The organism is Nonomuraea sp. NPDC003709 (genome assembly GCF_040610775.1).
GTDB classification, from domain to species: Bacteria; Actinomycetota; Actinomycetes; order Streptosporangiales; family Streptosporangiaceae; genus Nonomuraea; species Nonomuraea angiospora_A.
The window spans coordinates 142,926-153,822 of sequence record NZ_JBEXMW010000007.1 but is presented as its reverse complement, the minus strand read 5'-3'; the positions used below and the strand labels follow the sequence as shown (position 1 = coordinate 153,822).

Below are 10,897 nucleotides of genomic sequence, written 5' to 3'. Positions count from 1 at the left end.
TCAGCCGTAGGCCGAACTATGATAGTCATGCCTATCATAGTTATGCCCATGATTACCTGGATGGTGGTGGCGGCATGCTTCGTAAGCCGGAGCGCCTGTTCGGGCGTGACGCGGAGTGGGAGGAACTGGCTGATTTCGCCAGTGCCCCCGCGAACGGTGCCACCTTGGGGCTGGTCTACGGGCGTCGGCGTCAGGGCAAGACTCTCATGCTCGAACTGCTCGCCCAGGAAACCGGCGGGCTGCTTTTCGCCGCCACCCAGCAGACCGAGGCACAGAACCTGGCCGATCTCGGCGCCGCCTACGCCGCCTATCGCGGGCTGCGGCAGCCGGTCTCGTTCGGCAACTGGCGGGAAGGGCTCGACGAACTGCTCAGGCTCGGCGAGGAGCGGGCGATGCCCGTGATCGTCGACGAATTCCCCTACCTGGTCTCCGCGACCCCGGCGCTGCCGTCGTACCTGCAGCAGGCGTTGAGCCCGACGGGATACGCGAAGGAGCACACTCGTACCCGTCTGATCCTCTGTGGCAGCGCGGTGACCACGATGGCTCAGTTGCTGGGTGGAGGTGCGCCACTACGAGGCCGAGCGGTGCTCGAGCTGATCGTGCGGCCTTTCGGGTTTCGCGATGCCGCTGCCTTCTGGGGCCTGACCGGTGACCCGGAGCTGGCTTTCCGGGTGCATGCCCTCGTCGGCGGTACCCCCGCCTATCTGGAGATGTGCGGTGGGTCAGGTCCGGCTGATCTGGACGGGTTCGATCGATGGGTGCAGCGGCGGTTGCTGAATCCCGCCTCGGCGATGTTTCGGGAAGGTGGGCTGCTGCTCCGGGAGGAGCCCTCGATTTCCGACCCCACCTCGTACGCGGCCACGCTGAGCGCCATCAGCGCGGGCAACCAGCGTCGCTCGGAGATTGCCGCCGCCCTCGGCCGTCCCGTGAGCGCGTTGGCACATTTGCTCAACGGGTTGCGGAGCATCGGCCTCGTCGAGCAGGTCGACGACGCGTTGCGTGACAAGCGAAGCGTTTTCCGGATCGCCGAGCCGATCGTCCGCCTGCACCAGTTGATCACGCAGCGCCGCGAGCCCGAGCTCGTCAGTGGCCAGGCCGCCCGCGTCTGGCGTGCCAACGCCGACACGGTTGCCTCGAAGATTTACGGTCCCCACTTCGAAGACCTCGCCCGGGAGTGGTGCTTCCTCCATGCCTCCGGCGACACGCTCGGTGGGATGGCCAGTGCCGTACGCCCGAGCGAAATCCCCTGCCCAGCGCACCGCAAAGGACATGAACTCGACATCGTGGTGACCGAGACCAATTCCTTCGCCACCGATCGGATCATCGCGATCGGTGAGGCCAAGGCCACGCTCGCACCTATGGACGTCCCTCAGCTTCAGCGGCTGGATCACCTGCGCGCGCTGCTTCCAGACACCCGGATCGGCACGCAGCCCAAACTGCTGTTGTTCGCACGCTCCGGATTCACCGGCGATCTGGTGGAGGCGGCGCGCGGGCGCGCGGACGTTGAGCTCGTGGACCTGAATCGCATGTATTCAGGGGGCTGACGTGCGCGCCGCCCGTCCGCCCCAGGGCTCGCGGTGAGAGCATCGATGTGCCTCGCGGGGCGGCCATCCCGCCGGCGGGGGGAACGATCAGAAGCGGAACATCTCGGCGAACCGATCGAGTAGCGCGGGATCGCCTTCTATGCGCACGCTGCCGTCGTGGAGTACTTCGTCGGGGGTCTTGCTGCGACTCATCAGTTCGCGAATGGGGTGGCCGGTGAGCCGTTCGATGACGAGGTCGGGGGCGGGGTGCGGGCCGATGCCGACGGTGAGTGCTCCATCGATGATCTGCAGGCGGAGCGTGAAATCGCCCATGCGGACCTCGTAGCCGACGGTGACTCCCAGGGCTGCTTCCGGCCGGTAGGTGGTGCGGAAGGACATGGCGACCGATTCGGCGGTGACGAGCTCGCCGGGGCGAGGCTCGGTGAGTGTCCGCGCGCCCCAGCGGCCCAGCGCGATCAGCGCTGGTTCGAGGTCGCGTCCGTAGTCGGTGAGCTCGTAGACGACCGCGCGTTCGGGATGCGGTAGCGCGCGACGGGTGGCCAGTCCTGCCTCTTCGAGTTGTTTGAGGCGGGCCGACAGGATGTTGGTCGGGATGGCGGGCAAGCCCTTGTGCAGGTCAGTGAAGCGCTTGGCCCCGGTGAGGAGGTTGCGGATGATCAGCATGCTCCACCGTTCGCCGACCATCTCCATCGCGCGGGCCAGGCCGCAGAACTGTCCGTACTCCCGGGACGCCATGATGCAGATCTTACATCATGCTTCAATTGACAAACCGTACTTGTAAAAGACAAGCTTGCTGCTCGGAGGGCCTTCCCCGTGAAATGGAGAAACGCATGTCGTTCCAGGCGTACCTCGACAACATCGAGGACAAGACCGGACTGACTCCACGTGAGTTCATCGCTCTGGCGAAGGAGCGCGGCTTCGACGAACCGTCCGTGAAAGCCGGCGTGATCATTGACTGGCTGAAGCAGGACTACGACCTTGGACGTGGGCACGCGATGGCGTTGGTGCACGTGATCAAAAAGGGGCCGAAGATCGACGCCAAACACGTCGGCGGCTCGGGTTCCCATCGCGATGAGTCCGACACGCTATGGCTGGACGGCAAGAACAACCGGCCCTGACGAGGCGTCTGGGAGCCGCACCTGCTCGCAACCGCAAAATCACCCTGTCCTCGATAATGGGTGGGAAATCCTTCCTGGTCACGCCACACTGATCAAGAACCAGTGAGGAGATTTCATCCCATGCCTAACCAGCCCGCACCGAACCTGCTGTCGTGGGCCAGCGAGATCGACGAAGGCGCGATCACGCAGGCCGCGCGCACCGCCCGCCTGCCGTTCGTCTCCGGCCACGTCGCTCTCATGCCCGACGCGCACGTCGGCATCGGTGCGACGGTCGGCTCGGTGATCCCCACGGAAAACGCGATCATCCCGGCCGCCGTCGGCGTGGACATCGGCTGCGGCATGGTGGCCACCGAGACGACGCTCACGGCCGCCGACCTGCCCGAGACCCTCGCCGCCCTGATGCCGATGGTGGAGCACCGCATCCCCGCCGGCGTCGGCAAGGGGCACGAAGACCCGGCGGTCGACCGTGCGCTCAGCGACCTCGGGCTCCCGCACACCGACCTCACCCCCAAGCAGACCAAGAAGGTGAGCGACCAGTTCGGCACGCTCGGCTCGGGCAACCACTTCGTCGAGGTCTGCCTGGACGAGCGGGACCACGTCTGGACCGTGCTGCACTCGGGGTCGCGCGGCATCGGCAACCAGCTCGCCCAGCTGCACATCACGGGCGCGAAGAAGCTGATGAAGCAGCAGGCCGCCGGCCTGGAGGACCCGGACCTGGCGTATCTCGTGCAGAGCACGCCGGAGTTCACCGCGTACATCGAGGACATGCTGTGGGCGCAGCACTACGCCATGGCCTCGCGGGCGCGGATGGACCGGGTCCTGATCAACGCCCTGTTCAGGGTCGTCGGCAAGGGCGAGCGGGTCCGCACTATTAATTGTCACCACAACTTTACCCAGCAGGAGACCCACTACGGCAAGACGTTGTGGATCACCCGCAAGGGCGCGATCAAGGCCGACACCGGTGACGAGGGCGTGATCCCGGGCTCGATGGGCACGCGCTCGTACATCGTGCGCGGTCGCGGTAACCCCGAGTCGTACAACTCGTGCTCCCACGGCGCGGGCCGCCGCATGTCGCGTACCAAGGCGAAGCGGGAGCTGTCCGCGGCTTCGCTCAAGGCGGCGATGGGCGGCCGCACCTGGAACGCGGATCGGGCCGCCGCGCTGGTGGACGAGCACCCCGACGCGTACAAGTCGATCGACCAGGTGATGGCGGACCAGCAGGATCTCGTGGAGGTCCAGCACACGCTCCGCCAGATCTTCAACTACAAGGGGTAGGACACTCGGTTCCCCGCCGAGCCGATCATCTTCAGCGTGAGCTCGTGGAGTCGTTCCGCGGCGGCCGGGTCGAAGGACCCGGGGTCCAGGGCGATCCGGCGCTCTCGCATGAAGGCGCTGAGCGGCTCGGCGGGCGGGTCGTCGATGCGGGCGACGATCGGTTTGATGCCCTCCTCGACCGGCAGCCCGTGCTTCTTGAGCGCCTCCACGTGCGCGGCGGTCGCCGCGTCGTACTCGCCGGCGACGCTCGTCGAGACGCCTCCGGGATGCATGAGGACGTAGCGGGTACGGCTGCCGTGCCGGGCGGCGAAGGCCACGCCCAGCAGGTCGTTCGCCTTGCCGGCCTGGAACTGGGCGGCCATGCCGTCGTACCCGCGTTCGAGCATGAGGTCGTGCCAGCGGATGAGGCCGGTCGGCTGTCCGGGACCTGAGACGTTCACGACGAGGCGGGGCGCGGTGAGGCCGTGGCTGAGGAGGAAGCGGCTCAGGTAGTCCAGCGCGAACGTTCCCTCCAGGCCCTCCGCCGTCACGAACCGGTGCGTGCGGAAGTAGCGCGCGCACAACACGAGCGCGTCCACGACCGGGAGTTCGGCGTTGATTTCGGCGATCACCCGCCGGTTCTCGCTGATCAGGCTCAGGTCCGCCGGGATGAACACCGCTCCGGGCAGCGCCTTGGACCTGTCGCGGCCGATGACGGCCACGGTGTCGCCCCGTTCGAGGTAGGTGCGGGCGAGGGCCCGTCCCATGCCGTCCGTGCCGCCGCTGATCACCAGTGTCCTCATGACGCGCTCCTCGCGGGCTCAGCTTCCGGTACGGCCTCCGTACGGGGCCGGCCCGGCAGCAGCGGGACGGTGGCCAGGATGATCACGATCACCGCCACGACGAGCCAGAAGATGCCGTGGAAGCCGGTGATCACGTCTCCGGAGGTCTGGAGGATGAGCGTGACCACGGCGACGCCGAGCGCCGCGCCGAGCTGGTTGAGCATGTAGAGCACCGAGCTGCCCTGCGCCACCATGGACGGCGGCAGGGCCCGGTAGAGGGAGCCCATCGTGGGCGCGCTGAAGCACCCGCTGCCCAGCCCGATCGTGAACGCCGCCAGCGCCGGCCAGATCTCGGCCGTGTCCGCGCCGATCCGGGTGAAGGCCAGCGCGCTGAGCCCGGCCAGGAGCGCGCCGCCGGTGGCCAGGCCGCGGGCGCCGAGGCGGTCCGAGAGCCGCCCGGCCAGCGGCATGGCGAGCGCGCCGCCGAGCCCCAGTGGCGCCATCAGCAGCCCGGCGGCGAGCACGCCGTGCCCGTGGGCCTGCTGGTAGTACAGGGGCAGGGCGAACAGGGCGGCGAAGAGGGCCAGCCCGCCGAGGCCCATGATCGCGACGCTGGCGGTGAAGCCCCGGCTGGTGAACAGCCGCAGGTCGATCAGAGGCGGCGTCCTTCGGGGTGCTCGCCGTCCGGCGTGTACGGCGTAGGCGAGCAGCAGCGCCAGGCCCGCGCCCAGCGGGAGCAGCGCCTGCCAGGCGGTGAACGCCCCCTGTTCGGCCGTCTGCGACAGGGCCAGGACGACGGCCGCGAACCCGGGCCCGAGCAGCGCCAGCCCCGCGACGTCGAGCCGCGCCGACGACTCCTCGGACGGCTCGTCGGCGGGGATCACGCGCCGCGCGAGCAGCAGCGCCACCAGGCCGACGGGCACGCTGAGCAGGAACATCCACCGCCACGACAGGCCGGCCAGCACGGCGCCGCCCGCGATCGGCCCGAGCACGGGCCCCAGGGACAGGACCACGCCCATCAGGCCCATCACCCGCCCAGCCCGGCGCGGCCCGGCGGCGCGGGCCAGCAGGATCAGCACGAGGGGGTCGAGCAGCCCGGCCCCGAACCCCTGCACCACGCGGAACACGATCAGGGCGCCCACGTCCCAGGCCACCCCGGCCCCGAGCGATCCGGCGAGGAACAGCGCCAGCCCGGCCAGCCACAGCCGCTTGCCGCCGAAGCGGTCGACGGCCCAGGTGGTGAACGGGATGGTGGCCGTCACGGCCAGCAGGAACCCGGTGGACGTCCAGCCGATCGTGCTCAGCGAGGTCTTGAAGGTCGCGGCCAGGGTGTCGATGGCGACGGCGGCCATCGTGCTGTTGAGGATGCCCAGCAGGCCGCCGAGCAGGATCACGCCGATCATGCCCAGCAGCCGTGCGTCCAGCCGGTCGTCCGGCGAATTTGAACTCATGGGTTCAAACTAGTTACCTCATGCGTTCGCTCGCAACCCGTACGTCCATGAAGTTGAACTGGCGGGTACAATTCGGAGGCATGGCCACCACCACGCGCGGGCGTATCGACAAGCGGCAGGCGATCCTGGAGGGCGCGTTCGCCGTGTTCGCCCGGCTCGGCTATGCGCAGGCGTGCGTGCAGGACATCGCGGACGAGGCGGGTGTGGCCAAGCCGACGGTCTACAACCACATGACGGACAAGGCCACCCTGTTCAGGAGCGCCATCGAGGCCGCCGCGCAGATGACGCTGAACGCCCGCCTGGCCGCCCTGGAGTCGCTGGCCGACCCGGGCGAGGACCTGCGTGCCACGCTGGAGGGTGTCGCCGACGAGCTGCTGCGCCTGCACACCGACGGCCGCTCGTGCGCGCTGCGCCGGCTGCTCTACTCGGAGATCCTTCGCTTTCCCGACATCCTCGACATCGTCAAGGAGAGCGGCCCGGACCGCCTCAACCAGGCCCTCGCCGATCGGATGGCCCGGCTCGCGCTCGCGGGGCGCCTGCGCGCCACCGATCCCGACATCGCGGCCGAGCAGTTCATGGCTCTGCTCATCGGGCCGCTGGAGGCCCGTTCCCAGATGGGCACCCGTACGATCCCGGAGGGCGAGCTGCGAGAGCTGGCCCGCGCCGCGGTCCGGGCGTTCCTCGACGCCTGGGGTGCTGACTAATCTCGCCGACAAGGTCCCTTGTCGGTAGCGGGCAAGCTATATAGTCTGCCGCGTGTGGTGGAACGAGACGACTATGCGGCCATCCGCGATCGGATCATCGGGCTCTCCCACACCCATGGCTTGCGCTGCGACTGGGCGGAAACGACGAAACGCCAGCGATTCCTCCTGCTGTGGGACGCCGAGGGCCGGGTCGCGGCCCGCGCGATCGTCCCGCTCTACCCTGGGGAGACCCCGCACCTGGTGGACTCCCTCGAACGGGGGCTCGCGCACCTGTTCGGTGACGACTGGCTGGAGGATCCATGACCGCGGACCGCGTTGACGTTCACATCACTCTGGCGGGCAGCCTGTGGCTGGCCCAGGTGGACGGCGTGGCCGGCGGCATGTCCGCCCGCACGTTGAAGGAGCTGCACGGGGACGTCGCCGAAGGGCTGCCGTTCCTCTTCGCCGACCGTCCGCAGGCGCCCAAGCCCGTCTACCACTACGCGCTGCCCGGCCTGTCGGAGCAGGACCTCGACGACTTCGCCGCCCTCCAGCGCCAGGCCGCCGCGATCGCCGAGGACTACACGCGCACGCTCAAGAAGCGCGTCAAGCACATGCACGAGCTCGGCCTGTCGGACGGGGACATCGGCGAGCTGCTCGGCCTGACCAAGCAGCGCATCCAGCAGATCCGCAGCAGCGCGAACGACGAGTCCCGCCAGGTCTCCTAGAGCGGCGGCCCGGCATGCGAACGGCGCCCCCTCTCGCGAGGAGGCGCCGCCGGGAAACGGGGACTACCTGACCCAGAGGTAGTACCAGCCGGTGCCGTTGAGCGAGCACTTGTACTCGTTCCAGCCCTCACGCTTGTACGACTGGCCCATGTCCACACACTTGCTGTAGCTGGTGTATTCGCCGATGTATGTCCAGCTGGCCGCCTGGGCGGGGGCGGCGACGCCGATGGCGGCCAGCGCTGCGATGCCCGCGGCGACGATACCTGCACGAACGCGCATGCGTGATCTTTCCTTCCTCCGGGGGTTCCGCATACAACGATCATGGACGGCCCTACAAGACCGCTATAGAGCGGCCACAAATTCGTCAGGAGGACAGCGCCTGGTAGGCGGCCAGCAGGAAACCCATGCCACGGTCGTCGCCCTGGCTGAGCATCCGGTTCATCACGTAGGCCACCGTCATACGGGCGTCGAGGTCGATCACGACCAGCGAGCCGCCCATCCCGCCCCAGAAGCACGTACGCGGCTCCAGCAGCCCGTAGCCCATGCCGTACCACATCCGCGTGCCCAGGACCCGGTCGAAGCCCCGGAACTGCTCCTCGACGGCCCGCGCGCAGCCCGCCTCCGACAGCAGCCGCACGCCGCGCAGCGTCCCGCCACAGGCCAGGACCGACTGCACGAGGCCGACCGAGCGGGCGTTGCCGTGCCCGTTGCCGGCCGGGATCTCGGCGCGCCGCCAGGGGGTGGTGTTGGCCTCCTCAGGCCGCAGCGCGGGATTGGCGGGCAGGTCGGGAGGGGCTTCCATGGGTGTCGGGGGCGGGATGACGGGCGCGACCCTGGGGTCGTGCTCGGCGGCGAGGCCGATGTGGAAGTCCGCTCCCAGCGGCCCGGCCACCTCCTCGGCGAAGAAGGCGCCCAGGCTGCGCCCGGTGACGCGGCGGACGACCTCCCCGACCAGGAAACCCTGGGTGATCGCGTGGTATCCGGCCTCGGCGCCCGGCTCCCAGCGCGGCGCCTGCCCGGCCAGCCGCGTCGTGGCCAGCCGCCAGTCGTAGAGGTCCTCGACCGTCATCGGCTCGTCCCAGCTGGGCAGGCCGGCGGTGTGGGAGAGCAGGTGGCGTACGAGCACCCGCTCCTTGCCCGCGGCGGCGAACTCCGGCCAGTAGGCGGCGACCGGCGCGGCCAGGTCGAGCTCGCCCCGGTCGGCGAGGATCAGCGCGCACAGCGCCGTCATCGGCTTGGTGGTGGACCAGACGTTGGTGATGGTGTCGCGCTCCCAGGGGACGGTACGGGCCGCGTCGGCGTACCCGCCCCAGATGTCCACCACCGGCTCGCCGTCCACGTGGACGGCCACCGAGGCGCCGACGTCGTCCTTGTCCAGGGAGGCGGCCAGCAGCTCGCGCACCTCGCCGAAGCGGTCCTCGCACACACCATGGATCTCGGCCATGGACGGAAAGTAGCCCGGCTCCGCGCGGGCGGGCCACGGATTTTTTGGCATACTCCTGGTCATGGTCGTGCTCGAGACGGAACGACTTGTCATGAGGCCGCTGACGGGCGATGACTTCGACGACTACGCCAGGATGCTCGCCGATCCCGAGGTCGCGGACGGACTGGCGGAGAGCGTGGGGACCTCCCGGGCCGACGCCTGGCGGAGCCTCGCCACGTTCATCGGGCACAGGGAGATCCGCGGCTACTCGCATTGGGCGCTGGTCGAGAAGGCCACGGGCCGGTTCGCCGGGCGGGCGGGGCCCTGGCGGCCCTACGGCTTCCCGGGGCTGGGAGTCGGCTGGTGCCTGGCCCGCGACCACTGGGGCAAGGGCTATGCCACCGAGGCGGCACGGGCGGCCCTCGACTACTGCTTCGGCACGCTCGGCGCGACGGAAGTGATCTCTCTCATCCTGCCCGGCAACGCGCGGTCCGTCTCCGTCGCCGAACGCATCGGCCACTCCCACCTGCGCGATACCGAGTACCGGGGCCAGCCGGTCCACGTCTACGGCCAGCGTCGGTAGGCTGCGCCGCATGGAGGTCGGCGAGCTGCTGGGGTCCGGGCGCACCGCGGACGTGTACGCGATCGACGACGAGCGGGTCCTGCGCCGCTACCGGATACCGATCGACGCGCGGCGGGAGGCGGCGGTCATCGCGCACGTGGCCGGCCACGGATACCCGGTGCCCGAGCTCTACCCCGACGCTGGGGCGGCCACCGAGCTGGTGATGGGGCGGCTGTCGGGGCCGACGATGCTGCGGGCGCTGTTCGACGGGGAGATCACGGCCGAGGAGGCGGGCGGGATCATCGCGGGGCTGCTGCGGCGGCTGCACGAGATCCCGGCGCTGGCGTCCGCCGATCCCGGCGACCGGGTGCTGCATCTGGACCTGCACCCCGACAACGTCATGCTGACGCCCCTGGGCCCGGTCGTGATCGACTGGTGCAACAGCCAGGACGGGCCGCCCGGGTTCGACTGCGCGATGTCCGCGGTGATCTTCGCGCAGGCGGCCGTGGACGAGGTCGAGTTCGCCGAGGTGGCGCGGCGGGGCCTCGTCGCGCTGGTCTCCGGGCTGGGCTCCGCCATGGACTTCGGCGAAGGGCTCGACCGGGCCGGGGCGCGCCGGGCCGCCGACAGGGCGCTCACCGAGCGGGAGGCCGGGCTGATGGACGCGGCGGTGGAGCTGATCCGCGGCCTGCGGCTCCCTGGGGCGGGCTGAGGCGCCGTTACTCCGTCCAGGCGGCCGTGGTTTCGAGGCGTTCGTACCAGAGCTTCTCGGCCGCCCCGCCGGGCTCCCAGCGGGCGCAGAAGTCGATCAGGTCGCGGCAGCGCGCCACCATGGCCTCCCGGCGCTCCTCCCACGAGGGGACGGGCCCGTCATAGGCGGCGAAGAAGCGCGAGAGCAGCGGAACGTGCTCCGGGTGGTGGCTGCGGATGATCCACTCGCACCACGCGAGGTCCTCGACCGGGCGCCCGGGGTGGGCCCACTCCCAGTCGAGGATCGCGGTCGTCCGGAACGTGGCCGGGTCGAACAGCATGTTCTGCGGGCCGAAGTCGCCGTGCACGATGCCCAGCCGGTGGATGCCGGACAGGGCCCGGCCGCACTCGGCGAGCACCTCGGCGCCGTGCCCCTCGTCGATGAGGTCCTGGCCGTGGGCGCCGGAGACGAAGCGGGTGGTCAGGCTGGTCGAGGTGACCTGGTGAACGCGGGGAACCGGGAGCCGGCCGCGCAGCCGGCGCAGGTATCTGCTCTCCGTGCCCAGCCGGAACGCCGCCTCCGGGCCCTGGTAACACTTCACGACCAGGGCGCCGTCGCCGACTGTGCTGTTGGTGTACCCGTGCTTCACAAGGGTCGATTC

At 69.8% G+C, this 10,897-nt stretch carries 14 protein-coding genes; 8 read left to right on the top strand and 6 right to left on the bottom strand.

Features of this window, described 5'->3' with window-relative positions:
• The first annotated feature begins 74 nt into the window (after nucleotides 1-74).
• Nucleotides 75-1,544 (top strand): ATP-binding protein, encoded by a 1,470-nt coding sequence (locus tag ABZX61_RS22540; protein ID WP_355197272.1) that lies wholly within the window; start codon nucleotides 75-77, stop codon nucleotides 1,542-1,544.
• A gap of 87 nt (nucleotides 1,545-1,631) precedes the next feature.
• On the opposite strand, the gene ABZX61_RS22535 is transcribed toward ABZX61_RS22540, so the two are convergent.
• A complete protein-coding gene (locus tag ABZX61_RS22535) occupies nucleotides 1,632-2,279 on the bottom strand; it encodes a winged helix-turn-helix transcriptional regulator (RefSeq protein WP_355197270.1) in 648 nt (215 codons plus the stop codon).
• Between the two features lie 95 nt (nucleotides 2,280-2,374).
• On the opposite strand from ABZX61_RS22535, the gene ABZX61_RS22530 reads away from it, so the two are divergent.
• Nucleotides 2,375-2,662, top strand: coding sequence for a DUF4287 domain-containing protein (locus ABZX61_RS22530; RefSeq protein WP_355197268.1), 288 nt, complete (start codon nucleotides 2,375-2,377; stop codon nucleotides 2,660-2,662).
• Between the two features lie 120 nt (nucleotides 2,663-2,782).
• On the top strand, nucleotides 2,783-3,937 hold the full coding sequence (locus tag ABZX61_RS22525; protein WP_355197266.1) for an RtcB family protein: 1,155 nt from the start codon (nucleotides 2,783-2,785) through the stop codon (nucleotides 3,935-3,937).
• Here ABZX61_RS22525 and ABZX61_RS22520 read toward each other — a convergent pair.
• Complete coding sequence (locus ABZX61_RS22520) at nucleotides 3,925-4,719, bottom strand: SDR family NAD(P)-dependent oxidoreductase (protein WP_355197264.1); 795 nt, start codon at nucleotides 4,717-4,719, stop codon at nucleotides 3,925-3,927. The two genes, ABZX61_RS22525 and ABZX61_RS22520, sit on opposite strands and share 13 nt — an antisense overlap.
• A complete protein-coding gene (locus ABZX61_RS22515; RefSeq protein WP_355197262.1) occupies nucleotides 4,716-6,149 on the bottom strand; it encodes a DHA2 family efflux MFS transporter permease subunit in 1,434 nt (477 codons plus the stop codon). Before ABZX61_RS22515 ends, ABZX61_RS22520 begins: the two co-directional genes overlap by 4 nt.
• A gap of 80 nt (nucleotides 6,150-6,229) precedes the next feature.
• Between ABZX61_RS22515 and ABZX61_RS22510 the strand changes: the two genes are divergently transcribed.
• From ABZX61_RS22510 to ABZX61_RS22500, 3 genes are read left to right on the top strand one after another with little or no spacing between them, the layout of a single operon-like run.
• A complete protein-coding gene (locus ABZX61_RS22510; protein WP_355197260.1) occupies nucleotides 6,230-6,853 on the top strand; it encodes a TetR/AcrR family transcriptional regulator in 624 nt (207 codons plus the stop codon).
• Nucleotides 6,854-6,907: 54 nt separating this feature from the next.
• Nucleotides 6,908-7,156 carry a hypothetical protein gene (locus ABZX61_RS22505; RefSeq protein ID WP_185068507.1) on the top strand — a complete coding sequence of 83 codons (249 nt, stop codon included), beginning with the start codon at nucleotides 6,908-6,910 and terminating at the stop codon, nucleotides 7,154-7,156.
• Nucleotides 7,153-7,560, top strand: a complete 408-nt coding sequence (locus ABZX61_RS22500; protein WP_350725575.1) for a hypothetical protein — start codon at nucleotides 7,153-7,155, stop codon at nucleotides 7,558-7,560. Before ABZX61_RS22505 ends, ABZX61_RS22500 begins: the two co-directional genes overlap by 4 nt.
• A gap of 63 nt (nucleotides 7,561-7,623) precedes the next feature.
• Here ABZX61_RS22500 and ABZX61_RS22495 read toward each other — a convergent pair whose 3' ends face one another.
• Both ABZX61_RS22495 and ABZX61_RS22490 read right to left on the bottom strand, forming a co-directional pair.
• Nucleotides 7,624-7,839, bottom strand: a complete 216-nt coding sequence (locus ABZX61_RS22495) for a hypothetical protein (RefSeq protein ID WP_192787963.1) — start codon at nucleotides 7,837-7,839, stop codon at nucleotides 7,624-7,626.
• A gap of 85 nt (nucleotides 7,840-7,924) precedes the next feature.
• Nucleotides 7,925-9,004 (bottom strand): serine hydrolase domain-containing protein, encoded by a 1,080-nt coding sequence (locus ABZX61_RS22490; RefSeq protein WP_355197258.1) that lies wholly within the window; start codon nucleotides 9,002-9,004, stop codon nucleotides 7,925-7,927.
• A gap of 61 nt (nucleotides 9,005-9,065) precedes the next feature.
• Between ABZX61_RS22490 and ABZX61_RS22485 the strand changes: the two genes are divergently transcribed.
• On the top strand, nucleotides 9,066-9,566 hold the full coding sequence (locus tag ABZX61_RS22485; protein ID WP_350725569.1) for a GNAT family N-acetyltransferase: 501 nt from the start codon (nucleotides 9,066-9,068) through the stop codon (nucleotides 9,564-9,566).
• Nucleotides 9,567-9,576: 10 nt separating this feature from the next.
• A complete protein-coding gene (locus ABZX61_RS22480; RefSeq protein ID WP_355197256.1) occupies nucleotides 9,577-10,257 on the top strand; it encodes a phosphotransferase in 681 nt (226 codons plus the stop codon).
• A gap of 7 nt (nucleotides 10,258-10,264) precedes the next feature.
• Here ABZX61_RS22480 and ABZX61_RS22475 read toward each other — a convergent pair whose 3' ends face one another.
• A complete protein-coding gene (locus tag ABZX61_RS22475) occupies nucleotides 10,265-10,885 on the bottom strand; it encodes a phosphotransferase (RefSeq protein ID WP_355197254.1) in 621 nt (206 codons plus the stop codon).
• Between the last annotated feature and the right edge of the window lie 12 nt (nucleotides 10,886-10,897).